The sequence below is a fragment of the Sulfurospirillum sp. MES genome (assembly GCF_000789415.1).
In the GTDB taxonomy this organism is placed as follows: domain Bacteria; phylum Campylobacterota; class Campylobacteria; order Campylobacterales; family Sulfurospirillaceae; genus Sulfurospirillum; species Sulfurospirillum cavolei.
This window is the reverse complement of sequence record NZ_JSEC01000006.1, coordinates 52,888-76,536: the sequence shown is the minus strand read 5'-3', so window position 1 is coordinate 76,536 and position 23,649 is coordinate 52,888. Positions and strand designations below refer to the sequence as shown.

25 protein-coding genes are annotated in these 23,649 nt (G+C 45.7%); 24 read left to right on the top strand and 1 reads right to left on the bottom strand.

Annotated elements, in window-relative coordinates; all coding sequences use genetic code 11:
• Positions 1 to 4: 4 nt before the first annotated feature.
• Genes OA34_RS09520 through OA34_RS09460 form a run of 13 tightly spaced genes read left to right on the top strand, consistent with a single transcriptional unit; the run spans position 5 to position 12,321 of the window.
• Positions 5 to 796, top strand: coding sequence for an FKBP-type peptidyl-prolyl cis-trans isomerase (locus OA34_RS09520; protein WP_039674732.1), 792 nt, complete (start codon positions 5 to 7; stop codon positions 794 to 796).
• Between the two features lie 33 nt (positions 797 to 829).
• Positions 830 to 1,513 (top strand): 4Fe-4S dicluster domain-containing protein, encoded by a 684-nt coding sequence (locus OA34_RS09515; RefSeq protein ID WP_039674730.1) that lies wholly within the window; start codon positions 830 to 832, stop codon positions 1,511 to 1,513.
• Positions 1,514 to 1,515: 2 nt separating this feature from the next.
• Positions 1,516 to 2,472 (top strand): NrfD/PsrC family molybdoenzyme membrane anchor subunit, encoded by a 957-nt coding sequence (gene nrfD / locus OA34_RS09510; protein ID WP_039674728.1) that lies wholly within the window; start codon positions 1,516 to 1,518, stop codon positions 2,470 to 2,472.
• 9 nt (positions 2,473 to 2,481) lie between these two features.
• The gene (gene ccsA, locus OA34_RS09505; RefSeq protein ID WP_286682964.1) at positions 2,482 to 5,184 is read left to right on the top strand and encodes a cytochrome c biogenesis protein CcsA; all 2,703 of its coding nucleotides are present in this window, start codon (positions 2,482 to 2,484) and stop codon (positions 5,182 to 5,184) included.
• A 9-nt stretch (positions 5,185 to 5,193) separates the two neighbouring features.
• Positions 5,194 to 5,694 carry a CopD family protein gene (locus OA34_RS09500; protein WP_039674726.1) on the top strand — a complete coding sequence of 167 codons (501 nt, stop codon included), beginning with the start codon at positions 5,194 to 5,196 and terminating at the stop codon, positions 5,692 to 5,694.
• A gap of 1 nt (position 5,695) precedes the next feature.
• A complete protein-coding gene (locus tag OA34_RS09495) occupies positions 5,696 to 6,964 on the top strand; it encodes a coproporphyrinogen III oxidase family protein (protein ID WP_039674724.1) in 1,269 nt (422 codons plus the stop codon).
• A 16-nt stretch (positions 6,965 to 6,980) separates the two neighbouring features.
• Complete coding sequence (locus OA34_RS09490; RefSeq protein WP_039674722.1) at positions 6,981 to 7,826, top strand: cysteine-rich Sel1 repeat protein; 846 nt, start codon at positions 6,981 to 6,983, stop codon at positions 7,824 to 7,826.
• A 28-nt stretch (positions 7,827 to 7,854) separates the two neighbouring features.
• On the top strand, positions 7,855 to 8,907 hold the full coding sequence (locus OA34_RS09485) for a nitrous oxide reductase accessory protein NosL (RefSeq protein ID WP_039674720.1): 1,053 nt from the start codon (positions 7,855 to 7,857) through the stop codon (positions 8,905 to 8,907).
• The gene (locus OA34_RS09480; RefSeq protein ID WP_039674717.1) at positions 8,904 to 9,092 is read left to right on the top strand and encodes a hypothetical protein; all 189 of its coding nucleotides are present in this window, start codon (positions 8,904 to 8,906) and stop codon (positions 9,090 to 9,092) included. Before OA34_RS09485 ends, OA34_RS09480 begins: the two co-directional genes overlap by 4 nt.
• On the top strand, positions 9,082 to 10,191 hold the full coding sequence (locus OA34_RS09475; RefSeq protein ID WP_039674715.1) for an ABC transporter permease: 1,110 nt from the start codon (positions 9,082 to 9,084) through the stop codon (positions 10,189 to 10,191). Before OA34_RS09480 ends, OA34_RS09475 begins: the two co-directional genes overlap by 11 nt.
• Positions 10,188 to 10,865, top strand: a complete 678-nt coding sequence (locus tag OA34_RS09470) for an ABC transporter ATP-binding protein (RefSeq protein ID WP_039674713.1) — start codon at positions 10,188 to 10,190, stop codon at positions 10,863 to 10,865. The genes OA34_RS09475 and OA34_RS09470 overlap by 4 nt, the downstream gene beginning before the upstream one ends.
• On the top strand, positions 10,862 to 11,815 hold the full coding sequence (locus tag OA34_RS09465) for a hypothetical protein (protein ID WP_039674712.1): 954 nt from the start codon (positions 10,862 to 10,864) through the stop codon (positions 11,813 to 11,815). Before OA34_RS09470 ends, OA34_RS09465 begins: the two co-directional genes overlap by 4 nt.
• Positions 11,815 to 12,321: a hypothetical protein gene (locus OA34_RS09460; RefSeq protein WP_286682963.1), complete on the top strand. Its 507-nt coding sequence runs from the start codon at positions 11,815 to 11,817 to the stop codon at positions 12,319 to 12,321. Before OA34_RS09465 ends, OA34_RS09460 begins: the two co-directional genes overlap by 1 nt.
• A gap of 7 nt (positions 12,322 to 12,328) precedes the next feature.
• Here OA34_RS09460 and OA34_RS09455 read toward each other — a convergent pair whose 3' ends face one another.
• Positions 12,329 to 12,721 carry a thioredoxin fold domain-containing protein gene (locus OA34_RS09455; RefSeq protein ID WP_039674708.1) on the bottom strand — a complete coding sequence of 131 codons (393 nt, stop codon included), beginning with the start codon at positions 12,719 to 12,721 and terminating at the stop codon, positions 12,329 to 12,331.
• Between the two features lie 310 nt (positions 12,722 to 13,031).
• Here OA34_RS09455 and OA34_RS09450 point away from each other — a divergent pair, with 310 nt between their 5' ends.
• The 11 genes from OA34_RS09450 (at position 13,032) to OA34_RS09395 (ending at position 23,552) form a co-directional block, all read left to right on the top strand.
• On the top strand, positions 13,032 to 14,768 hold the full coding sequence (locus tag OA34_RS09450; protein WP_039674706.1) for an aldehyde ferredoxin oxidoreductase C-terminal domain-containing protein: 1,737 nt from the start codon (positions 13,032 to 13,034) through the stop codon (positions 14,766 to 14,768).
• Positions 14,768 to 14,995 (top strand): MoaD/ThiS family protein, encoded by a 228-nt coding sequence (locus OA34_RS09445; RefSeq protein ID WP_039674704.1) that lies wholly within the window; start codon positions 14,768 to 14,770, stop codon positions 14,993 to 14,995. Before OA34_RS09450 ends, OA34_RS09445 begins: the two co-directional genes overlap by 1 nt.
• A complete protein-coding gene (locus OA34_RS09440; RefSeq protein ID WP_039674702.1) occupies positions 14,992 to 15,270 on the top strand; it encodes a MoaD/ThiS family protein in 279 nt (92 codons plus the stop codon). The genes OA34_RS09445 and OA34_RS09440 overlap by 4 nt, the downstream gene beginning before the upstream one ends.
• A 31-nt stretch (positions 15,271 to 15,301) precedes the next feature.
• On the top strand, positions 15,302 to 16,087 hold the full coding sequence (locus tag OA34_RS09435) for a HesA/MoeB/ThiF family protein (protein ID WP_039674701.1): 786 nt from the start codon (positions 15,302 to 15,304) through the stop codon (positions 16,085 to 16,087).
• A gap of 390 nt (positions 16,088 to 16,477) precedes the next feature.
• Positions 16,478 to 17,227 (top strand): TorD/DmsD family molecular chaperone, encoded by a 750-nt coding sequence (locus OA34_RS09430; RefSeq protein ID WP_286682962.1) that lies wholly within the window; start codon positions 16,478 to 16,480, stop codon positions 17,225 to 17,227.
• Between the two features lie 105 nt (positions 17,228 to 17,332).
• Complete coding sequence (locus OA34_RS09425; protein ID WP_039674699.1) at positions 17,333 to 17,530, top strand: twin-arginine translocation signal domain-containing protein; 198 nt, start codon at positions 17,333 to 17,335, stop codon at positions 17,528 to 17,530.
• Positions 17,531 to 17,547: 17 nt separating this feature from the next.
• Positions 17,548 to 20,406 (top strand): formate dehydrogenase subunit alpha, encoded by a 2,859-nt coding sequence (locus OA34_RS09415; protein WP_286682961.1) that lies wholly within the window; start codon positions 17,548 to 17,550, stop codon positions 20,404 to 20,406.
• A gap of 7 nt (positions 20,407 to 20,413) precedes the next feature.
• The gene (gene fdh3B, locus OA34_RS09410; protein ID WP_173636960.1) at positions 20,414 to 21,016 is read left to right on the top strand and encodes a formate dehydrogenase FDH3 subunit beta; all 603 of its coding nucleotides are present in this window, start codon (positions 20,414 to 20,416) and stop codon (positions 21,014 to 21,016) included.
• Positions 21,017 to 21,027: 11 nt separating this feature from the next.
• Positions 21,028 to 21,927 (top strand): formate dehydrogenase subunit gamma, encoded by a 900-nt coding sequence (locus tag OA34_RS09405; RefSeq protein WP_039674696.1) that lies wholly within the window; start codon positions 21,028 to 21,030, stop codon positions 21,925 to 21,927.
• A gap of 93 nt (positions 21,928 to 22,020) precedes the next feature.
• Positions 22,021 to 22,812 (top strand): formate dehydrogenase accessory sulfurtransferase FdhD, encoded by a 792-nt coding sequence (gene fdhD / locus OA34_RS09400; RefSeq protein WP_039674695.1) that lies wholly within the window; start codon positions 22,021 to 22,023, stop codon positions 22,810 to 22,812.
• Between the two features lie 2 nt (positions 22,813 to 22,814).
• Complete coding sequence (locus OA34_RS09395; protein ID WP_039674694.1) at positions 22,815 to 23,552, top strand: winged helix-turn-helix domain-containing protein; 738 nt, start codon at positions 22,815 to 22,817, stop codon at positions 23,550 to 23,552.
• Positions 23,553 to 23,649: the final 97 nt, after the last annotated feature.

Sequence of the window (23,649 nt, the reverse complement as noted above, 5' to 3'; positions counted from 1 at the left end):
GATGATGAGTAGTAAAAAAATCTCTATTGGGTTGTTTGTATTTATTTGTTTGGTATCAAGGGGTTTTGCGGTTGAGCTCAAAACGGATGTTCAAAAAGAGTCGTACAGTATCGGCGTTTCGACGGGTTCTTATATTTCGAATCAACTCTTTGAACAATCCGAGCTCGGCGTTAAGGCAGATGTTGAAGCATTGATCGACGGTTTCGTCGATGCTTTAAAGAAAAAGCAAAAACTTTCAGACGAAGAGATTATTACGTATCTAAACAATCGAGCAGAGGGTTTAAATAAAATCAGCCAAGAGAGATTTAACCAAGAGCTCAATAAAAATTTAGAAGAGGGTAAAAAATACCTTGCAAACAATGCCAAGAACAAGAAAGTCGTTACCACGAAATCAGGCCTTCAGTACGAAATGTTAGCGGAAGGTAAAGGCGAGAAGCCTAAACCTGAAAGCATTGTGATGATCAATTATAAAGGAACGTTGCTCAACGGTACGGTGTTCGACGACACCTATGCGCGCAAAACGCCGGCTCACCTTTCGATGGTCAACGTCATCGACGGTTTACAAGAGGGTTTGATGTTGATGCGCGAGGGTGAAAAAGCCAAATTGGTTATTCCAAGTGAGCTTGCGTACGGTAATGCGGACGTTCAAGCCATTCCTGCCGGATCGACGGTCGTTTTTGAAGTCGAACTCGTCAAAGTGCTTAAACCGGGCGAATTGAACAATAGCGCAAAACCGCTCAGCGAAGAGACGAAGAAAGAGTTGACGACGACGGACAAAACACTCAAGAAACAGTAGAGGTTCGTAGTCACACAAAAAGGGGAGACGAGAATGGAACAAGATGAGAAAAGAAGAAATTTTCTAAAGTATTTAGGTGCGAGTTCCGTCGTAGTAGGCACCATCGGGCAAGGTGTCTTAGCGGAAGAACAAGCGCAAACGTCAAACGAAGGTAAGAAACCCCATTACGGGATGATTTTCGATCAAAACAAATGCGTCGGTTGTACCGAGTGCGAAGTCGCATGTCACAAAATCAACGCCGTGCCCGAAGGCCAAGCAAGGCTTTACGTGCAAAATAAAACCGATCCTGCGACGCCGATGGAAAAACGCTATGTACGCGTTTCGTGCCAACAATGCGAAGATGCGCCGTGCGTGAACGTATGTCCCACCAAAGCCTGTCATCGAGACGAGAAAACGGGCATCGTGACGATGAACGCCGACGATTGTATCGCATGTAAGTATTGTATCGTGGCGTGCCCGTACGACGTTCGTTTTATCAATCACGAAACCAAAGCGGCGGAGAACTGCAATTTTTGTTTCAATACGAATTTTGCGAAAAAACAAGACCCCGCATGCGTGCAATCGTGCAAGTATAAAGCATTGGTGTTCGGCAATCTGAACGATCCGGATTCGTACATCAACCAAATCTTACATGTCAAAGATGCGGTACGTATGAAACCGACGTTTGGAACCAAGCCGAGCTTGCGTTATATTCCCGTTGTGAAAGTAGGAGTTTAATCATGAACGAAGCCATAGAATTTACCGTCGGATTTTCCCACGGTGTGGAATGGGGCTGGCCGATCGGCGTCTATTTGTTATTGGCGGGAATCTCCGGAGGCGCGTTAATCGTCTCGTTGGTGCTTCGCTACTATCAACGCCAAAGCGTGGAAACGCCCTTACTCAAAGCCGCTTCGCTTGTTTCGTTTGTCACCATCGTTTTTGGAATGGTTTTCTTAGTGGGCGATTTGGAAAAACCGCTTTATTTTTGGAAAATCTTGATCAATTACAACTTTAAGTCGGTTATGTCGATCGGCGTTTTGGCGTTATGTCTGTACATACCGTTAACGTTTGTGTTGGTAGCGATCGTGTTTGAGGGATGGATAAAAGAGCATTTGGCGACAACGCCTTTGGGAAAACTCTTTTTTCTCTTTCCTCTTTTGAAAGCTTTGCGTCCGGCGGTCGAAGTGTTGGCGTTTATGTTCGCGATCGTCGTGTGTGCGTATACGGGATTTTTGATTTCGGTATTGGTTCGTTTTCCGCTCTTAAATACCGCGATTTTACCCGCCTTGTTCGTCGTCTCGGGTCTTTCTGCCGGAACGGCGTTTTCAAGCCTGATCGCTTCGTTTTTCTTTCAAGCCGACGCTCACGCGGGCGATATGAAAACCTTGCATACGATCGAGTGGCCCGTTATGGCGTTGGAGATGTTGCTTTTGTTTATGCTTTTCGTCTCTTTAATCGTCGGAACGAGCTTCGATAAACAAACGGCGGGTGCGTTTTTTCAAGGAGGCTACAGTGCGCTTTTCTGGTTCGGCGTCGTCGGAATCGGCTTTGGCGTACCTTTGGTGTTGAATTTTCTCTTAGGAAAAAGAGTCGCTCATAGCGCATTCGCGTTTTATCTAAGTGGCGCGGCAAGCGTGCTGGGAGTTTTATCGTTACGTCTTTTTATTTTATATGCCGGACAAACGTTTAGCGCATAAGGGGTTTTTATGGTGTGGATTGAAAAAGGGATGCGTTATTTTTTCTCCTACGGGGTCGTGCTACTGTTATTGGCGATTTTAGGTATCGGTGCAGGCGTTGCAACGTTTATCGAAAGCGCGTACGATACGCAAAGTGCTAAAATCGCCGTGTACGACGCGGCATGGTACGAAACGGTCATGGTGCTTTCATGCCTTTGCATGATCGGCTTGATGTATAAAACCCGTATGTGGAGACGAAAAGGTGCTTTTTTAATACACGCCGCTTTTGTCGTGATCTTAATCGGTGCGGGCTTGACGCGTTATTTCGGATACGAAGGGGTCATGCACGTTCGTGAGGGAAAGAGCGAAAACGAAATGCTCACGGTGACGTCGTACCTTCACGTCGAAACGCCTAAAGCTTCGTTTGAATATCCGCTCGCGTTAACGCAACTCGGATCGAACGATTTTACCTTTAAAGAGACGATCGAAGGAAAGCCTTTGGTCGTAACCTATAAAAATTACCGCTATAAAGCCAAAGGCGAATTGGCGACGCTTTGGGTCGACGTTCGTTACGGAAGCGAAATGCGCTCGGTAAAAATCGAAGGCGGTGCCGGTTGGATCGAAGAGCCGGTCACCGTTTCGTTTCAGGGGCTTGATGTTCATCTATCGTGGGGATCAAAAGTGCTGGTACTACCTTTTTCCATAGCCTTGCGCGACTTTCAGTTGGAACGCTATCCCGGTTCGATGAGTGCTTCTTCGTATGCGAGTGAAATCGATGTTTTAGACACCCACAAAAAGCCTGTGATGGCGTATCGCATTTTTATGAATCACCCTTTACATTACGAAGGGTATACCTTTTTTCAATCTTCGTACGATACGGATGAAAAAGGAACGGTTTTGGAGATCAATAAAGATCCCGGAAAGTGGCCGACGTATGCGGGATATTTTCTTTTAACGGCGGGATTTTTAATGAACTTTTTTACGCGCGGTAGCCGTTTTTTCAAATTAAGAGCTTATCTTAAAAACGCGCAATTGGTGTGGATAGCCCTTTTTGTAAGCTTTTTAGGCGTGGACGTGAGGGCAAATACGGCAGATTATAGTGCTTATTTGGAGCAAGTCCGCGTGAACAGCGCGGTGCATGCCGATAAGGATCTCAGCGAGCTTTTGGTGCAGGATATGCAAGGAAGAATGAAGCCTTTTAGCACCGAAGCGACCGAAATCGTCACGAAATTGACGACACAACGTTCTCTTTACGGTTTAAGTGCGGAACAGATGGTTTTAGCCATGAGCACGCGACCGGACATCTGGCAAGACATTGCGATCGTCAAGCTTTCCAACCGACAAATCAAAACACTGATCGGTATGAAAGAGGATCAAGAGTATGCCTCGTTTTCGCAGGTGTTCGACGAAAGCGGACGTTATAAACTAGCGCAAGCGATGAACGATGCCAACCAAAAAGCGCAATCCAAACGCGGTACGTTCGAAAACGACTTGATTAAATTCGACGAGAAACTCAATATCGCCTATTTGACGTTTAAAGGCGTTTTGTTCAAGTTTATCCCCCTACCGAACGATCCGGCGCACACATGGGTCGATCCTAGCGGTGCGTTAAACCATCCGAGCGTCTCTTCGGAAGTCAAAACGTTGATTAGCAACTATTTTGCGGGATTGCAAGAGGGCATCGAAACCAACCGTTGGGAGAAGGCGACGCAAGCACTTTACGGACTTAAAGCGCATCAAAGAGCGGAAGCTTCGGAGATTTTGCCAAGCGCAACGCGCGTGAAAGCCGAAGTGACGTACAACCGCTTAGGACTTTTTCAAAAGCTCGTCGGGTTTTACTTTATCGTCGGATTGTGGGCATTTGCGTTAGCGTTGGTTTACCTGTTTCGGGGGCAACGTTTGATCGTCTTGGAAAAAGCGACGATCGTGCTTTTTGCCCTCGGTTTTGGCGTGCACACCTTTGCGCTTGCCCTTCGCTGGTACGTCTCCGCGCATGCGCCTTGGAGCGATTCGTACGAATCGATGATATACATCGGCTGGTCGGCGGCACTGGCGGGCTTGGTCGTATTTCGACGCTCTATTTTATCGCTTTCGTCCGCCGCGATTTTAGCCGCAATCGTCATGTTGGTAGCGCATATGAGTTTCGTCAATCCGCAAATCACCAACTTGGTTCCCGTCTTAAAATCTTATTGGTTGAGCATTCACGTGTCGGTTATTACGGCGAGTTACGGCTTTTTGGGTTTGGGTACGCTTTTGGGCGCGGTTAGTTTGGTCTTGATGGCACTCAAACGCACTTCCAACGAAGAACGCATCAACGAGCAAATTCGTATGATCGGCGCGATCAATGAAATCAGCTTGATTATCGGACTTTCGATGTTGAGCGTCGGTAACTTTTTCGGCGGTATTTGGGCGAACGAATCATGGGGACGCTATTGGGGTTGGGACCCAAAAGAGACGTGGTCGTACGTTTCGATTATCGTCTATGCGTTGATTTTGCATTTACGTTTTGTGCCCAAACTCTCTTCGCTTTACGTCTTTTCGATTGCTTCGATCGTCGGTTTCGGCTCGATTTTGATGACGTATTTCGGCGTCAATTTCTATTTGACTGGCATGCATTCGTATGCCGCCTCCGGAGAGAGTCCTGCGATTCCCTCAGGCGTTTATTACGTTTTGGCGATCATCGTGTGCTTAGCGTTTGCGGCGTATCGCGGTCGCAAAGTACGTTTAGTTTAAGGAGTGAAAATGCTTTACATGTACCTTTTGGTGTTTCATATTATGGCGGTCATGTCGTGGATGGCGGTGATGTTTTACCAGCCGAGGCTTTACGTTTACCATCGAGAGCATAACGACAATGCAGGCTTTGTCTCGGTCGTGCAAATTCAAGAATACAAGCTCTATAAATACATCGGCTTACCTGCATTTTGGGCAAGCATCGTCAGCGGCGTATGGATGATCGCGCTCAACAATGTGCTTTTAGAGCAGTCGTGGATGCATCTAAAACTGCTCGTGCTGGTACTTTTAACGCTTTTTTCGTTTAGCATGGAGCATTACAGGCTCAAGCTTCAAGCACAACCGACGACGCGAAGCGGACAGTTTTTTAGAGCCTACAACGAAGTGCCGACGCTCTTGTCGATCCTGATCGTTACCTACGTGATTACCAAAGAGACGATGCCGCTTTTTTCCCTCGGCGTGATCGTGTTTTTCGGCTTCGTCATTTATAAAATCGCGACCTTAAAGGCTTGACATGTTAAAACGGTTTTCGTCTTATTTCGCGCAATCTATGATGCAATCCAAGCTCAAAGAAGCCCTTAAAATCCAAAGGCTCGACGCGCCCGTCACCTACGGCGTAGACGCGTCGAAACCCTATCTTCTGTACATGCACGTTCCTTTTTGTCACGATTTTTGCCCCTTTTGTTCGTTCCATAAATTTAAATACGACGCCCTAAACGCCAAAAGCTATTTTCGTTCGTTGCGCGAAGAGTTGTTCATTTTAAAACGCTTAGGGTTTTCCTTCGATCGCCTTTACATCGGCGGCGGTACGCCCTTCGTTGATCCCAAAGAGCTTTTTCAGACGATTCGTGTGGCAAAAGAGCTTTTTGATATCAAAGAAGTCTCCTGCGAAAGTTCGCCCGCTTCGATCGATCGTGAAAGAGTGTACGAAGCTAAAGGGCTGATCGATCGGCTTTCCATCGGCGTACAAACCTTTGACGATACGCTTTTAAAACGCATGGGGAGGTATGAGCGTTACGGCTCTTCCAAAGAGCTTCAACGCAAAATCGAATCGCTTCAAGGCATTTTGCCCACGATCAGTTTGGACTTGATCTTTAATTTTCCCGCCCAAAGCGAAGCGATGTTACGCGAAGATTTACGCATCGCCAAAGCCTTAGGAAGCGAACAAATCACGACGTATCCGCTGATGCGCTCTTCGTTAATGAAAGAGAGCATCAAAAATACGTTCGGAGAAGACGAGGGCATTAAAGAGTGGATGCTCTACCAAGCGATTCGCGACGAGATGAGTGAGTATAACCTCAATAACGCATGGGCGTTTGCCAAAGAAAAAAGTGCGTTAAGCGACGAATACGTCGTTCATTATCCCGAATACGTCGGGGTCGGAAGCGGCGCGTTTAGTGCATTTAACGACCGACTTTACGTGAACGCCTACTCTTTGAGCGAGTACCTTCAGTGTATCAAAGACCGACGCCATGCGATTATTGCGCAAACACCCGTTTTCTCGCCCAAACAGCAGGTTCAATATGCCTTTTTGCTGGAACTTTTTTCGCGAAGCCTCGATATGGAGCGTTTTAACGCGCGCTTTGGCATTTGCGTCGAAAAAATGTTTAGCATCGAGTTGTGGTGGTTGGAGTCCAACCATGCGATTCGCAAAGAAGGGGGCGTCATTTACACGACGCTTTTCGGCGATTACTTGTGTGCGACGATGATGAAAACGTTTTACAGCGGTATGGACCTCGTTCGTGCGTATTTGAGTAAAACGTTTTATCAAAATGCTTCATAAAACCAAAGGAGAAACCATGAAATACCGTGTAGCACTATTATTTTTAGCGGCGGCACTTTGCGCGCATGCCGGATTTATCAAAGAGGGTATCGAAGCAAAAGAGGGCGGAGATCATCAAAAATTGGTCGAAGTGTACGATCAAGCGTGCAAAGAGGGCAAGGCTTCGGGATGCTATAACTTGGGCGTCGTTTACGAACAAGGCGAAGGCAATGTCGCCAAAGACCTCAAAAAAGCGGCGTTGTTCTACGAAAAAGCCTGCGATCAAAATTTCAGTTCGGCATGTTACAACTTGGGGTTAATGTACGTTGAGGGCACCGCTCTCAAACAAGACCTCAAAAAAGCCAAAGCGTTGTACGAAAAAGCGTGTGCGGACGATGATGACAGCGCATGTAACAGTTTGGGACTTTTATATGCCAACGGTTCGGGCGTGACGCAAGACTATCAAAAAGCAAGCGAGCTTTACAAAAAAGCCTGCCAAAGCGAAAACCTTTTTGCCTGTAACAATTTGGGCTTTTTGTATGCCGAAGGACGCGGCGTAGCGCAAGATGCTAAAAAAGCGAGCGAATACTACCAAAAAGCGTGCGACGGTAACGTCAGTATGGGTTGCGACAACTTGGGGCTTTTATACGTATCGGGTCGCGGCGTGACGCAAGAGTATAAAAAAGCGTTCGGGTTTTACGAGAAGGCTTGTCAACTCGGGTATGACAAAGGGTGCAACAACTTAGGGATCTTGTATGCCGAGGGAAAAGGCGTCGCGCAAGACGACCAAAAAGCCAAAGCGTTGTTCCAACAAAGTTGCGACAAAGGTTTACAAGTCGGTTGCGATAACGTGCGCATTATCGATTCGCCGCATATGAAATAGACGAGCTATCAATGGTTAAGGAGAAAAAATGTTAAAACGTATTGCCGTGTTTCTTATCACATGTTTGACCTTTGTGTGGGCGATGGATATGTTCCAAAGCGTTCCGGAAGAAAAGGCGACCTTGGTTCAAAAGGGCGACGCAAAGCGTTATTGCCCCAATTGCGGTATGGATTTGGTGAAATTTTATAAAACGAGTTACGTTTATGAAGAGCATCAATACTGTTCGATTCACTGTTTGGTCGAAGCGACCAAAGGGGTGATTCCTCAAAAAGACGTTAAAGTCGCCGATACGAAAAACCTTGGATTGATCGATGCGTTCCAAGCGTTTATCGTTGTGGGCAGTTCCAAACCCGGAACAATGACGATGAACAGCCAATACGCTTTTGCGAGTGAAGAAGACGCAAAAGCCTTTCAAAGTGAAAACGGCGGTCGTATTGTGAAATTTGAAGAAGCGTATGCCGTTGCGCAAGAAGATTTTCCCAAAGATACGGCGATGATTAAGGCAAAACGCGAGCAAAACGTTTACGGTACGGGTGAAAAACTGTACCAAAACGCTTGCGAAACGATCGATGCCAATCGCTTCGCAACGATTGCCGAATTAAAAGTTTCGCTTGCCAAATCATGCCGACTCGAATCCGAAGGCCAGTACCAAGCGGTCGCGCTTTATTTGTGGGATCATAAAAACGTCGTCGCCGCACAAAGCGAAGAGAAAATCGTCGTTCCCAAAGACGCCAAATGTCCCGTATGCGGTATGTTCGTCGCCAAATACCCTCAATGGGCGGCGATGATCGAAACTTCGGAGAAAAACATCTATTTCGACGGCGTTAAAGATATGATGAAGTATCTCTTCGCGCAAAAAAAGAATTTCGAGAAAATCTACGTGAGCGATTATTATAAGTTGAAAAAAATCGACGCTCGAAAGGCTTTTTTCGTGATCGGAGCGAATGTTTACGGACCGATGGGTTCGGAGTTGATCCCGTTTGCGAACGAAAACGAAGCGAGTGCTTTTATGAAAGATCATAACGGAAAACGCGTGTTAAGCTTTAGCGACATCGACGAAAAGACGCTCAAAAGCCTATGAAAACTTTGCGCTTGACGACACTTTTTTTCGCGCTTGCCTATGCGGTCGTGCTGATACATTATGTCAGTTTCGATCATCGGGGAAAAGAAAAGAAGATCGAAGAGAGTGCGCTTCGCATGAAATACGTCGAGCCCTCTTTTTGCTTTAAAGAGACGGGGTATAAGGAGTTTGCGTATGTTCCGTAAAAACTTGATCGAATATGCCGTTATTTTACTCTTCAAAGATCGCGCCGATCATCTGTTTAGTTTTACTATTTTTACGTTTATCGTTTCGTTATTGAGTGCGGTACTGTTCGTCTCTGACGCGATTCGTTCTGATTTGGTCGATGCGGCGAAATTTGGTCCTGATATCGTCGTGGAAAACACTTTAGCCGGACGTGCGTTCAAACTCAACGAAGAGGACAGAGAAAGCATCGCCGATCTTGCGGGAGTCAGTGCCGTTGAGGGAGACGTCGAGGGGTACTACTACTTTTCGCAACAACGCGTTTGGTTTCACTTGATCGCCGATTCGAGCCTTTCGCTACGCGAAATGAGTGTCGGAGAGGGCGTCAAAGAAGCGATGAAAGCGTGGCACTACGACGATGCGTTTAACTTCTTTTCGACGGAAGGAAAAATCACGCTCAAAATGCTCAAAACGGAGTCGAAGCAGACAAATGTTCTCTCTAACGACGTGATTTTTATGCATCCGGCAAACGTTAGGGCGATTTTGGGCTTTAAGGTCGACGAATATTCCAAGCTTTTGGTCACGGTTCCCAATCCCAACGAAGTGGGGGACATTACGCTGAAAATCGTTCAGCTTCTTCCCACCGTTAAAGCAACGTCCAAAGAAGACATTCAAGCTAGCTATCGTCATCTTTTTTATTATAAGGGCGGGATTTTTATGATTTTGTATTGGGTCTGTATGGTCGCGTTTTTGATTTTGCTCAAAAACCAGATCAGCCTTGCGTACGGCGAAAAGAAAAAAGAGATCGCTATCTTGCGCAGTATCGGATACGCCATTAAAGATATTATCGCGTTGAAGTTTATCCAAAATACCGTCGTCGCCTTAAGTGCCTTTTTACTCGGCGTCTGGATAGCTTACATGTACGTTTTTATTTTCCAAGCTCCTTTGCTTCGAGCGATTTTTTTAGGCTCGCAATTGGGGCGTAGCGTTGAGTTTACCCCGATCGTGGATTTGAATCTGCTCTTTTTGCTTTTTGTCTTTAGCGTCATTCCTTTTCTAGCTTTCGTGATTATTCCTTCGTGGAAAATCGCCATTGCCGATATGAGCGAGGCGGTACGATGAAACAGATTAGGGTATCCAACGTCGATAAAATTTACAATTCAACCAAAGAAAACGCTTTTTATGCTTTGAAGCAGATCTCTTTTGAGATCGAAGCAGGGGAGATCGTGATCTTAAAAGGAGTCAGCGGAAGCGGTAAAAGTACGCTTTTATCGTTGATCGGAGGCTTAAGCAAACCCAGTTCCGGCGACATCATCGTCGAGGGCGAAGCCATCGCGAAACTTCCCGATCGACTTGCGTCTCTTTACCGTCACGGGCGTGTCGGTTTTATCTTTCAATCGTTCAATCTTTTAAACGGGTTAAACGTGTACCAAAACGTGATGGCACCTTTGATGTTAAGCGAATGGAGTGCTTCGCAAAGGGAGGAAAAAATAGACCGAGCCCTTCAAATCGCCAATATTGCGCATAAAAAAAAGCAAAAAGTTTCGGATTTGAGCGGCGGCGAAAAGCAGCGTTGCGCTATCGCGCGAGCCCTTGTGATGGACCCTCCTATTATTTTAGCGGACGAACCGACCGCCAATTTGGACACGCACAACAGCTTGATGTTCATCGAGATCTTAAAAACGTTTAAAGCAATGGGCAAAACGGTGCTGATCGCAACGCACGACGTTTTGTTCGAAGAATCGGACGTGATCGATCGATGCATTCGTATGAAAGACGGAGAAATAGTTTCATGAGTATCTTTTTATCGCATGAAATCGTCGTTTTTTTACTGATAGAGGTTATTTTGTTGGCGTTGATGAGCATCGCACAAGCCAATATCGTCGTCATTTTGCGCTACTGGGATTTTGAAGCGAGCAGCGCGCTTCAGTATCGTTTGGAGAAGAAAAACTACCTAATCAATACGATTTTATACTTTACGGTCGCGACGAAAATCATTCTTTTTCTCTTTTTCGTTCAGTCGTTAAATTCACTCTCCGGCGTCGTCCCCGGTGCGATGTGCTCGGCGGGCGTCGTGGGCGCGAACGTATACGGCAATCTTTTATTGTTGGTAAAGTTATGGCTGATTTTCGGTTTCGGGCTTTGGTTGATCGTCAACAAACTGGATTTAGCTGCGGCGGATTTTCCGTATTTGAGGCGCAAATATTGGCTCTATACGTTTTTGTTTGTCGGCGTCGCAGTGGAGTTTTTCTTGGAAATCGCCTATTTTGGAGACATCCCCTTAAACGTTCCGGTTTTTTGTTGTTCGGTCGTCTTTCAAGCTCCCAAACTGCCTTTTGGGTACACGCAAGAGTTTTTGGTCAGCTTGTTTTACGGCCTTTTTGTTGCGATCGCGGTTTTGAACGTTTTGAAAAACGCGATGGCAAGTTTTATCTGCAACGTGCTTTTTTTGTTCGTCGCTTATTACGCGATTACTTATTTTTTTGGGCTTTACGTTTATGAGATGCCCAATCACAAGTGTCCGTACTGTATGTTGCAAAAAGAGTATTACTATATCGGTTACGTGATTTGGGGTGCACTTTTTTTGGGAATCTTTTTTGGAACGATGCCGTTTTTGATTGAGTTGATGACAAAAAAACCTCACCTGAGACTCTTGAAGTTTTCGACGTTTTATTTGAGTCTAATGACGGCGGTGTGTACGTTTTACGTGGTACGTTACTACGTGATGACCGGAGTTTTCCTATGATGAAATCGTTGATAAGCCTGATCGTGTTTGCCTGCATCGCTTTTACGTTAATCAGCGCGGTCGATATGGGCGAGCAAAAAATATACGTGGTCAAAGGAAATCAGGCGAAAGAGCCTTTGGAAATCGTGTTTAACCGCTATTTTTGCTCTCAAGATAGGGTTGCGATTACGGAATATTTCAACACCGCGCAAGCGATCAGACCTAACGGCGACACCTACTTTTTTAACGACATCGGAAGCTTATTTTTATGGCTGGAACGTCAAGAAGAGAAGGACGAACTAACGCTTTTTGTCTATGCCCAAGATACCGAGCGTTACGTGCCCGCACGCAATGCATGGTATTCGCGTATCGAAGTGACGCCGATGGGATACGGTTTTGGGGCTTACGAATTTCAAATTTACGCTTTAGCCGATCACTATTTTGATGAAATGTATACGTGTGCGATTCGCGGAGAGACGTTATGGAATCCTATCGTTCGCCGTTTGTTGGTCGAAAATAAGCTCTAAAACGCTTTTATTTCATTTTTGCTTTGTACGCCTCGTCTAAAATACCCATAAACGTTTTAGGTTCGATATAGCCGGTATATGCATCGACGATTTCTTTGGAAGCGGGTTCTAAAATCGCATTCGCCGGAACGCTTTGTACGCGAAAAACGGGAGGCAAGCTTGGATCGTTGAGATTTTTGGAGACAAAAATAAAACGTTGATCGATTTGCTTGCGATAGAGGGCATCGTTAAAAATCTCTTTTTTCATTTTTTGGCAATACGGACAATTTTCACTCTCGATGTTCAACAAAATCAACTTCTTTTCTTTAAGCGCTTGGGCACTTTGCGTTTCCAAAAAATCCGCATGCAACACGACAAATCCGACGCTAGCAGCCAAAAGGCTTTTTAAAAGAAAATTCATGGTTGTTCCTTCGCTTATTTTGAACAAGGCTTCTTTCAAGGAGGGATGAAAGAAGCCTTAAAATGATAACGCGAAAAAAGGGGAAAAGAGGGGGATGGTGTTGGTGCTTGCTATGGAAAAACGAACGAAAAAATGCCTCAATGAATCTTAAATGTCAGTCGAAAGTTTGTTATTGCGTTTCCAAAAATGTGTAAAAAAAAATATGCTAAAAAAGCATATTTTTGTTTTAATAATTTTTGTTGACTTTGCTATTTTGGTGCTATACACTTTCTATATTATGGGGTAAACAACCAACCAAAAGGAGTATTTTATGGCTGATAAAATTTACAGAGTTAACATGTCAAATCTTAGTTTTAAGATTGAAGAGGTTCCCGCATCATGGATGGGATTAGGCGGACGCGGTCTTACTTCAACGATTGTTGCCGAAGAGGTCGATCCCGAGTGTCATCCTCTAGGACCCAATAACAAACTGGTTTTTGCTCCCGGCTTGCTTTCCGGTACGAGTGCTTCCAATAGCGGTCGTAACTCCTGTGGTGCGAAAAGCCCTTTAACCGGAGGTATCAAAGAATCCAACGTCGGCGGTACGAGTGCGGCTATTATGGCAAAACTCGGCGTCAAAGCCTTGATTATCGAAGGCTTGCCCAAAGATGAAGGGACTTTTTATCAATTACATGTTACCAAAGATTGTGTCGAATTTATTCCCGTCCCAGAACTCGTCGGTTTGGATAACTACGCCGTGTTGGATGCGATGGCGGCTAAATACGATAAAAAAGTAGCCGTTATGAGCATCGGACGTATCGGTGAGATGCGTATGAACATCGCCAATATTTCCGTCAAAGATCCCGGCGGAAAGCTTAGAAGCCACGGACGCGGCGGATTGGGTGCGGTTATGGGTTCTAAAAAGATCAAATGTATCACCGTCGATGCGGAAAACTATAAAGAAGTGACGATCGAGAATCCTGAAAAATTCAAAGAAGCGAGTAAAATCTTCACCAAAGCCTTGCAAGAAAATCCGATCAGCGGACAAGGCTTACCGGCATTCGGTACCAACGTTCTTGTCAATATTCTTAATGAAGCGGGCGGACTTCCGACGCGTAACTTTAGGGCCGGAACGTGGGAACATGCCGAGAAAATCTGCGGCGAGACGATGGCGGAAAACATCAAAGCCAGAGGCGGAAAAACGACCCACGGTTGTCATGCAGGCTGCGTTATTCAATGTTCTCAAGTCTATAACGATAAAGACGGCAATTATTTAACGTCGGGTTTTGAGTATGAGACCATCTGGGCTTTGGGTGCGCACTTAGGTATTCAAGACTTAGACTTAATCGCCAAAATGGACGGTTTGATGGACGATTTGGGTGTTGATTCGATTGAAACGTCCGTCATGTTGGGTCTTGCCGTCGATGCGGGAATCCTTGCTTACGGCGACGGCGCAAGAGCGTACGAATTGCTTTCACATGAAATCCCTACAGGAACGCCTCTGGGAAGAATCTTGGGTGCGGGAACGCATATTTTAGGTAAAGCATACGGGTTGGTGAGAGTTCCGACCGTTAAAGGTCAAGGTATTCCTGCGTACGAGCCAAGAGCGGTTAAAGGTCAAGGCATTACGTATGCGACGACGCCGATGGGTGCGGATCACACGGCAGGTTATGCGGTTGCGACCAACATTCTTAACAGCGGCGGACATGTCGATCCGCTTAAAAAAGAGGGTCAAGTCGAACTTGCGCGTAATCTCCAAATCGCTTCCGCGGCAGTCGATAGCACGGGTATGTGTATCTTCGTCGCTTTTGCCGCGCTTGATGACGCTAAATGTTTACCTTCGTTGATCGATATGATCAATGCACGTTTCGGTTGTTCTTTGACGATCGACGACGTGATGAATTTGGGTAAAACTATTCTCAAAAAAGAGCATGAGTTTAACATTAAAGCGGGATTCGGTAAAGCGGACGATCGTTTACCGGAATTTATGAAATACGAGACCTTGCCTCCTCACAACGTTACATGGGATTTTACGGGTGAAGAGATCGACGCGTTCTGGAATTTTTAATGCGCATCGTCGTTAAACTCTTTGCGCATTACCGAGAAGGACGATTTAAAGTGCAAGAGGGGGATTTCCCCCTCGGCACAACCGCCGCCAAGATCATTGCTTCTTTGGAGCTTGAAAAAACTTCTCCTTTAGGCGTATTGATGGTTAACGGCAGGCACGTATCGCCCGAGTATGTTTTACGTGAGGCGGACGAAATCGCTCTTTTCCCTAAAATAGGCGGAGGATGATGCGTATTATCTTGAATGCTTTCTCTTTTTTACGCGATACGTTACGCCTTCAAGGTATTGAACCTATTGAAGCACCAATGGAAATTACGCCGCCGTGCGACGTGCATACGCTCATCGCGACCTTAGGACTCAAACCAGAAGAGGTCGAAGCGGTTTTTATCAATCGCGTCGTTATGCCTAAAGAGACACTCTTAAAGGATAACGATCGCGTTGCCTTACTCCCGCCCGGCACACCGGGGTCGTATCGGCTGATGTTAGGCATTAAGGACGCTTAAGGCGCGTATGATTACTCTACAAAGAAGAACTATGGAACTCTTAGATTTTTTACATGTGAACCAAGAAGAGGGTTTTTTACCCTTGGCGATGACGCTCAAAGCGGCAAAAGAGTACGGTATGAGTTTTCGCGATGTCGAAATCGTAGCCATGAACGAGGGTATAATGCCGCTTCGTTACAAACGAAACGTTAAGAGTCTGTGCGTGCAAGAACAATTAACGCTGCTTCAATCCAACGTTCTGATCGTGGGATGCGGAGGGCTGGGCGGATTTGTCGCCGAATTGTTAACGCGTATCGGCGTGGGAAACATCCACTTATTTGACGGTGACGTTTTTGAGGAACACAACCTCAATCGTCAAATCGGGGCAACCGTACAAACGCTCGGAAAAAATAAAGCTCAAGTGCTCGCCGAACGGTTAATGCAGATCAATCCCTCTTTACATGTCAGCGCGTACCCCGAATTTTTTTCGTTAGATCACCATAGTGCCCTTCTAGAGACAATCCATGTGACGGTTGACGCTTTGGACGACCCGACGTTTAAAAAAGTGTTGGCGCGATGGACGTATGAACGTCATATGTCTTTTGTGCACGCCGCTATTGCGGGTATGACGTTAGAGTGTTCGACCAACCGATGTTTGGAAGAACTCTATCCGACAGAGGGCAAAGGTGCGGAAACGCTGTTGGGAAATCTTGCTTTTACCGTTGCATGTGCGGCAGCATTGCAAAGTGCGGAAGTCGTGAAACTCTTGCTCCATCGTCCGCATTTAGATCAAACGCTTTTTATGGACTTGAAAGAGTACGAGACGGTGCTCTTTTAAGCCTCGCGACCTAACACGAACCGAAGGTCAAAAAATCTGTTATTTAGGAAAAATCCAAGAGCTATTCAGGAAAATTTAACCTTTTGTAAACTATACTTTTTCATCCGCAAAAACTCTCAAAGTAATATGCTTAAATTGCATATTTAAGTAATATTTAAGTTTTGATACTACTCTTTTTTCTCCATTTTTCACCTAAGCAAATCTGTGGTACATTTTCTCAAAATCGGTAAACGGTTGTTTACTGAAATGGTATAACGCACCGTAAAAAAAGGGCAATGTTTCCACCAAGATTCCGTGCTTTCCCTTGTTTTCGGACTTTACGATCGTCGTTGACTAATTCGGACTAAATCGGTCTAGTTTTGTTGACTTTAAGAAATGGAGAACAAAAAGATGATAAACAAAGCATCGGTTAATCAAGCACGTTCGCTCTATTACGGCTTTTTGAGTAAAATGTTTGTTTTTACGATCGATAAAAATCGTTTTAAAGGCATTTTAGAAGCGATCAACGTGATGATTGCTAATCCCTTGGATGAAAATTCCGCCGAGGCCTTAAAAGAGCTCAAACAACTCTACCTTGAAGAGGGCGAAGGCGTGTTGATTCAAGAGTACGACGATATTTTTCACAACCCTTCGTATCGCGTTGTTCGCAATACGGCTTCGTATTATGACGAAGGCTTGGAGAGCGGTCGCAAACAACTCGAAGTTAAAAACTTTTTAGCCAAAACGCGTATTAGACGCGATGAAAAACACTTCAAAGAAAACGAAGATAGCGTTGGATTTATTTTGACGTTTATGCACGATATTATCGAGCTTATTCTCTCAAACCAACGTGAATACGACACCTTGGCGCATTGCCTCTTTACGGAAATTATCAATCCTTTTATCGACGAATTTATCGTGAACGTTTACGAACATCCTAAAGCACGAGCCTATAAAGCCGTAGCAATCGTGATGAATGCGTTTATCGCTTTTGAGCGTCTTTACTTCGAAGTGGCGCAACCGCCGTTTCGCGAGAAAAACCGCGTTGCCAGAGCGCAACCTCTAGAAGTCGTTTCGGGTGCCGAAGCAAGACGAAGGGCGGAAAACAAAGCCAAACGCGATGCGGACAAGGCAGCAAAAAAACTCACGTCTCACGCTTAGCGATCCTGAAGGGATTGCTCAAGAAAACGTCGGTTTTTTTGAGCAATCTCTTACATGTAACGTTTAACATGTCAAAGAGATGAACCCCACCAAAGGAGGTATTCTATGAACGAGAGTCGACGCGGTTTTGTGAAAAAAGCCGCACTTGCCGGTGCCGTTAGCACGCTCGGTATTGCAACGCTGCAAGCAAGTTCTTCCGCTTCAAAAGGTACAAACGGCGTTATTGTAGGTCACTCAAAGAAAAAAGAAGTGACGTACAAAAAAACACAAGCATGGGAAGATTATTATAAATCTGCCCATTAAGACAGGAGGATAGCGTAATGAAGAGTGAGACGCAACGTGCTCTAAGTACGACCGTCGGTAGAAGAAGTTTCCTCAAAATGGCGGCAATTGCCGGTACATTTGGCGCGACTTCAAGCTTCGCCGGAGAAAACGTCACCAGAGCGGCAACGGAAGAAGAAGTCAAAAATCCGTTTCCGGGAAGTAAAAAAGTAAAAACGATCTGTACGTCCTGTTCGGTAGGATGCGGCGTAATCGCAGAAGTTCAAAACGGCGTATGGGTGCGTCAAGAAGTTGCTCAAGATCACCCGATTAGCCTCGGCGGACACTGCTGTAAAGGTGCCGATATGATCGATATGGTCAGATCGGAAGTCCGTTTGAAATATCCGATGGTCAAAGAAAACGGCCAATGGAAACGCTTAAGTTGGGACGATGCGCTAAATCGCATTGCAAGCAAACTTAAAGAGCTTAAAAGTAAAGACGGTCCTGATGCGGTTCAGTTTTTAGGCTCGGCGAAAATGAGTAACGAGCAAGCCTATTATTTTAGAAAGTTTGCGGCATTTTTCGGCACGAACAATACCGATCACCAAGCAAGAATCTGACACTCTTCCACAGTCGCCGGTGTGGCGAATACATTTGGATACGGTGCGATGACGAATTCTCTTGGAGATATTCAAAAGTCAAAGGCCATTATCATTTTCGGTGCAAACCCTGCGGTCAACCACCCTGTCGGTTTTCAACACTTTTTAAAAGCGCAGGAGTTAAACAACTCTAAACTGATCGTTATTGATCCTCGTTTTACTAAAACGGCGGCGAAAGCGGATCTTTACGCACAAATTCGTCCCGGTACGGATATTCCGTTTATGTACGGTATGTTGAACATTATTTTCAAAAACGGTTGGGACGATAAAGAATACGTCGATGCACGTGTTTTCGGCATGGATAAAATCAGAGAAGAAGCGGCAAAATGGACGCCGGAAGTCGTTGCCGACGTTACGGGCGTTCCTGCGGATACGTTGATTCAAATTACGACGCTTTATGCTAAAAATCGTCCAGGAACGTTGATTTGGGCGATGGGATTGACGCAACATACAATCGGAACGTCCAATACCCGTATGGCTCCGATTCTTCAGTTAGCACTCGGAAATATGGGACGTGCCGGCGGCGGTACGAACATTCTTCGAGGTCACGATAACGTTCAAGGCGCAACCGATATGGGTTGTCTTGCCGATTCGCTTCCGGGATATTACGGTTTGGCGGCAGGTTCATGGAAATATTTTGCCAAGTCGTGGGGTGTCGATTACGATTATCTCGTTAAGCAGTTTAAAGATGCGTCGTGGATGGAGAAAAACGGTTTTTCACTCGCACGATGGTGGGCGGGCGTGCAAAACGTTAAATCCGACGAAAAAATCGAAAATGCGGGAACACCGCTGAAAGCACTTTTGGTTTTCGGAAACGGTATTACCTCCGTTGCGCAACAAGCCAAAATCAAAGAGGGTCTTGACAACCTCGATATGCTCGTACTTGCCGATCCGTTCGTGAATGAAGCGGCAATTTTGACCGACAAAAAAGACAATGTCTTTATTCTTCCTGCGGCAACGCAATTTGAAACGAGCGGCTTAGTCGTTGCAACCAACCGAAGTGCGCAATGGCGATACAAAGTCGTCGAGCCGATGTATGAGAGCAAGCCCGATCAAGAGATTATGTTTGAACTCGCCAAGCGTTTAGGTTTTTATGAGCAATATACCAAAGGTATGTTGATGCAAGAGACGAAAGACGGAAAACTTGAGACGATTTCGGGTAAAACGAACTTTACGTGGCCGGAAGATGCGACCAACGAAATCGCACGTATCATCAAAACCATCGGCTTAACAGGCTGGACGGCGGAGCGCGTGAAAAAGCATACCGACAACTGGCATATGTTCGATGAAGTAACGGGTGCGGGAATGGGACCGATGAAAGGCGAATTTTACGGACTTCCATGGCCGTGTTGGACGAAAACGCACGGCGGTTCTCCAAACCTTTACGATACAAGTATTCCCGTATCCGAGGGCGGTATGGGCTTTCGAAACAACTTCGGTTTGGAGAAAGACGGCGTAAACCTCTTGGCTGAGAAAGGCTCTTTCCCGAAAGGTTCTAAAATCGAAACGGGATACCCTGAAATCACGAAAGAAAATATCGAAAAAGTGCTCGGTATTACGCTAAGCGAAGAAGAAAAAGCGGCATGCGGTGCAAACTGGAAAGTCGATAACAGCGGTATTTTGGTTCAAAAATGTCTTGAAGCGGGCGTTTGCCCTTACGGTAATGCTAAAGCCAGAGCGATCGTCTGGAACTTCCCGGATCACATTCCGATGCACCGAGAGCCTCTACACTCTCCGCGTACCGACTTAGTCGCCAAATATCCGGCTTATCCGGACAAAGCGAACCACTTCCGCGTTATGACGAAGTATATCTCCGTCCAAAGCGCGCAAGACTACGCGAAAGAGTTCCCGATCAATATGGTCACGGGACGTTTGGTAACCATGAACGGTGCGGGTATCGAAAACCGTGCGTCGAAGTATATTGCAGCGTTAACGCCTGAGATGTTTTGCCATATCCATCCGGATTTAGCGTTGAAACACGGCATTAAAAATGGAACGATGATGTGGGTACACTCTCCGGAGGGTACGAAGATTAAAGTCAAAGCGAAGTATTCGTACAGCGTGCTTCCGGATATGGTCTTTATGCCGTTTCACTTTGCGGGTTACTTTCAAGGTACGGATCGAACGGGCAATTTCCCGGCAGGAACGAAACCGTATGCAAGCGGTGAGAGTGTTAACACCGTTACCAACTACGGTTACGACATCATCACTCAGATTCCTGAGACTAAAGGCGGCTTGTGCCGCATAGAGAAAGCGTAGGGGGTGGATGATGGAATACGCAAGAATGAAATTTTACTGTGATGAGCACCGATGTATCGAGTGCGACGGATGTTCGGTAGCGTGCGCGGAAGCGCATGAGCTGCCCGTAGGGATCGCAAGACGAAAAGTGATTACGATCAATGAAGGCATCCCCGGAAAAGAGTTTTCCACGTCGATTGCCTGCATGCACTGTACCGACGCACCGTGTGAGCAAGTCTGTCCGGTCGATTGTTTCTACATTCGTGAAGACGGCATCGTTTTACACGATAAAGAAAAATGTATCGGTTGCGGCTACTGCTTGTACGCATGTCCTTTCGGCGCACCGCAATTTCCGCGTGAAGGGATTTTCGGGGCTAAAGGAGCGATGGATAAATGTACCATGTGTGCCGGAGGACCTTTAGAGACAAACTCCGAAAAAGAGCGACATCTTTACGGTCAAAATAGAATCGCTGAGGGAAAAGTACCCGTATGCGCGGCGATGTGTTCTACCAAAGCACTTTTGGTCGGAGACTCCGAATCGGTGTCTGCCATTATCCGAACCCGTGTCTCCTCCCGCGCAAAAGGCGCAAGCAATCCGTTGGTATGGGATAAGGCGTATAAAAACCAATGAAAGGAGCCGCAATGAAAAAATACCTTTACATGTTCATTGCGACCCTAGCGTTGGCATCGGCGGCATTTGCCGTCGATAGCCAAATATGGGGTGAGATGCGCATACAAAATATCTTAGGATACGGACAAGAAGAGAGCTTGAAATTAGGCCCCTTGTTTACCATGCTCCAACATCACTACTTTGCATGGATATTCTTAGGCATCTTAATCGGCGTACCGGGAGCTTTTTTCCTGCATTATAAGATTATAGGGCCTAAAGTGTTTCCGCACAGTGAAAAGAAATACTACGCCTTTAATCTGTATAACCGTATAATCCACCAAATCGCGGCGATTAGCTTTATCGTGATCGTCCCGACGGGATTCGTGATCGTTTTCGGCGACTTCTTCGGCGGAGGAATGTTTGTTAGATTTTGTAAAAATTTACACGGACTCTTTACGGTTCCTTTTACGATCGTCGTCATTCCGATGGCATTGATGTGGCTCAAAGAAGCTCTTTTTAACCTTGATGACGTTAAATGGTTTATGATCCTAGGAGGGTATCTCTCCAAAGAGAAAAAACCGATCCTTGCGGGAAAATTTAACGCGGGTCAAAAGATGTGGTATTGGGTAGCAATCCTTGGCGGTATTACGATGATTTTAAGCGGTGCGTTTATGTTTTTTCTTGACTTTAAAATGGAAATGCTCCATAATCTAACGGGCATGAGTCAAATCGACATGTTACGTGCCGCCGCGATTATCCATAACGTTATGGGTTTTGCGGTCGTTGCGCTCTTCATCACGCATGTTTACATGTCAATGTTTGCCATTAAAGGTGCGGTGCAAAGTATTATCACGGGTTACGTGGAAGAAGAGGAAGTGAAAATCCTCCACAGCACGTGGTATAAAAAGCTCAAAAATCAGGGTAAGTTCTAAAAAATAGCGTGTCATGTAGCGTACGATTAAGCTTCGTACGCTACACTTTTTTTGACGATAAATATGCGCTAAACGCATAACGAAGGAACGAATATGGAACCGATTTTTTCAACCAAAATTACTAAAATTAAAGGCAAAGAGGTCTTTGAGCGAGACGATACGCTGGTACGCGAAATTAAACTGGAACTTTTCGTCAATGAAAAGCGCGTGGGTGCGTTGATGGCAACACCCGTCGATCAAGAAGCGTTGGCAATCGGTTATTTGATGAGTGAAAACATTATCGAAAAATTTAGCGACGTCCTTTCGCTCAAGCTCCTAAACGACGGTATGCAAGTTCGTATCGAGGCTAAAGTCAATGAAGCAAACATTCACAAGCTCAACGCCGAAGGCGTGGTCATTAGCGGATGCGGTAAGAGTATGACCGCCAATATCGATCCCAAAGCCATCGAAGCGAAAGTGATCAAAAGCGATTTTTGCCTGAGTGCTCAAAAATTGAGTTACGAAATGAGCCGATTTTATACCGAATGTCCGTTGTACGAGCAAACGGGTTGCGTGCATACGGCAAAACTTTTTACCGATGAAAAGACCTATTTTATCGGCGAAGACATCGCCCAGCACAACACGATCGATAAAGTCGTCGGTAAAGCCGTGATGGCGGGTGTGGATACGCGCAATGCTTTTTTAATGGTTAGCGGCAGACTCTCTTCGGAAATGGTGGCAAAAGCGGTCATGCATCAAATTCCTATTTTAGCGTCACGTACCGCATCGACCTGTTTAGGTTTGATGATCGCCGAAAAATTCGGACTTACCTTAATCGGTTTTGTACGCGGCGATACGATGAACGTTTACCGCCATGCTCATCGTATCGTGATGGAGGAGGCATAAGCATGAATGAAATGGAAGCGTTGATTCGACAGTATTTGAACGAACACGGGAAGCTCGATTGCTCCGATGCGTATAAAATCGCCGCCAAGTTAAAATGTCCGATCCGCGAAGTCGGCGATGCCGCCAAAGCTCTTGAAATACGTATCGATCGTTGCGAACTCGGACAGTTCGGTAAGATTGAAGGCGGCGTATTCGACGTCGAAGCACTCAATCGCTTGACGCCGCTTTTAGACGATAAAAATCGCGTGACATGTCAGGCCGCACGCGCGCAGGCTTCGGGTATCGGGTTGAAAAAAATTCGAGGAACGCTCAAGGAAAAAAATATCGACGTGACGTATTGTTCTTTGGGATGTTTTACCGAGAAAAGACGTCCGAGGCTTTACGTTAAAACCAAAACGTGGATTGAAAACGCCGAGGGCGAATTGCTTTTCGGCAAAGGGAAAACCGAAATTTTAGAGTTGATCGAGCAAGAAGGCTCTATCGCCAAGGCATCCGAAAAAATCGGTATGAACTATAAAAAAGCATGGACGCATATTAAGATTTTACAGAAAAACATTAACGACGTGATGGTTGAAACCAAACAAGGCGGCGGAGAAGACGCGGGTACGAAACTCACCCTCGTTGCCAAAGAGTATATGGACAACTACCGCAAACTCCAAGCGGACATCGAAAATTATGCAAACGAACGCTTTAAAGAGTTATTCTTAAGACCGAGAAATAAAAAAGAATTTAAAGATTAAAACAGTATCGGCTATTTTGTCGCTATACAAATAGGGTAAGATTTTCCGATACGCCTCGTGTGAGCGCGCGCTTCATTTGAAGCCCCTCGCGCAGTGT

Bases quoted from the DNA above. Each gene is read 5' to 3' on its own strand.
- nrfD (WP_039674728.1), top strand. From the start codon at position 1,516: ATGAACGAAGCCATAGAATTTACCGTCGGATTTTCCCACGGTGTGGAA.
- OA34_RS09475 (WP_039674715.1), top strand. From the start codon at position 9,082: ATGTTCCGTAAAAACTTGATCGAATATGCCGTTATTTTACTCTTCAAA.
- OA34_RS09430 (WP_286682962.1), top strand. From the start codon at position 16,478: ATGATAAACAAAGCATCGGTTAATCAAGCACGTTCGCTCTATTACGGC.
- OA34_RS09465 (WP_039674712.1), top strand. From the start codon at position 10,862: ATGAGTATCTTTTTATCGCATGAAATCGTCGTTTTTTTACTGATAGAG.
- OA34_RS09435 (WP_039674701.1), top strand. From the start codon at position 15,302: ATGGAACTCTTAGATTTTTTACATGTGAACCAAGAAGAGGGTTTTTTA.
- OA34_RS09425 (WP_039674699.1), top strand. From the start codon at position 17,333: ATGAACGAGAGTCGACGCGGTTTTGTGAAAAAAGCCGCACTTGCCGGT.
- fdhD (WP_039674695.1), top strand. From the start codon at position 22,021: ATGGAACCGATTTTTTCAACCAAAATTACTAAAATTAAAGGCAAAGAG.
- OA34_RS09450 (WP_039674706.1), top strand. From the start codon at position 13,032: ATGGCTGATAAAATTTACAGAGTTAACATGTCAAATCTTAGTTTTAAG.
- OA34_RS09405 (WP_039674696.1), top strand. From the start codon at position 21,028: ATGAAAAAATACCTTTACATGTTCATTGCGACCCTAGCGTTGGCATCG.
- OA34_RS09460 (WP_286682963.1), top strand. From the start codon at position 11,815: ATGAAATCGTTGATAAGCCTGATCGTGTTTGCCTGCATCGCTTTTACG.
- OA34_RS09440 (WP_039674702.1), top strand. From the start codon at position 14,992: ATGATGCGTATTATCTTGAATGCTTTCTCTTTTTTACGCGATACGTTA.
- OA34_RS09520 (WP_039674732.1), top strand. From the start codon at position 5: ATGAGTAGTAAAAAAATCTCTATTGGGTTGTTTGTATTTATTTGTTTG.
- OA34_RS09515 (WP_039674730.1), top strand. From the start codon at position 830: ATGGAACAAGATGAGAAAAGAAGAAATTTTCTAAAGTATTTAGGTGCG.
- OA34_RS09495 (WP_039674724.1), top strand. From the start codon at position 5,696: ATGTTAAAACGGTTTTCGTCTTATTTCGCGCAATCTATGATGCAATCC.
- OA34_RS09455 (WP_039674708.1), bottom strand. From the start codon at position 12,721: ATGAATTTTCTTTTAAAAAGCCTTTTGGCTGCTAGCGTCGGATTTGTC.
- OA34_RS09490 (WP_039674722.1), top strand. From the start codon at position 6,981: ATGAAATACCGTGTAGCACTATTATTTTTAGCGGCGGCACTTTGCGCG.
- OA34_RS09395 (WP_039674694.1), top strand. From the start codon at position 22,815: ATGAATGAAATGGAAGCGTTGATTCGACAGTATTTGAACGAACACGGG.
- fdh3B (WP_173636960.1), top strand. From the start codon at position 20,414: ATGATGGAATACGCAAGAATGAAATTTTACTGTGATGAGCACCGATGT.
- OA34_RS09500 (WP_039674726.1), top strand. From the start codon at position 5,194: ATGCTTTACATGTACCTTTTGGTGTTTCATATTATGGCGGTCATGTCG.
- OA34_RS09480 (WP_039674717.1), top strand. From the start codon at position 8,904: ATGAAAACTTTGCGCTTGACGACACTTTTTTTCGCGCTTGCCTATGCG.
- ccsA (WP_286682964.1), top strand. From the start codon at position 2,482: ATGGTGTGGATTGAAAAAGGGATGCGTTATTTTTTCTCCTACGGGGTC.
- OA34_RS09485 (WP_039674720.1), top strand. From the start codon at position 7,855: ATGTTAAAACGTATTGCCGTGTTTCTTATCACATGTTTGACCTTTGTG.
- OA34_RS09445 (WP_039674704.1), top strand. From the start codon at position 14,768: ATGCGCATCGTCGTTAAACTCTTTGCGCATTACCGAGAAGGACGATTT.
- OA34_RS09470 (WP_039674713.1), top strand. From the start codon at position 10,188: ATGAAACAGATTAGGGTATCCAACGTCGATAAAATTTACAATTCAACC.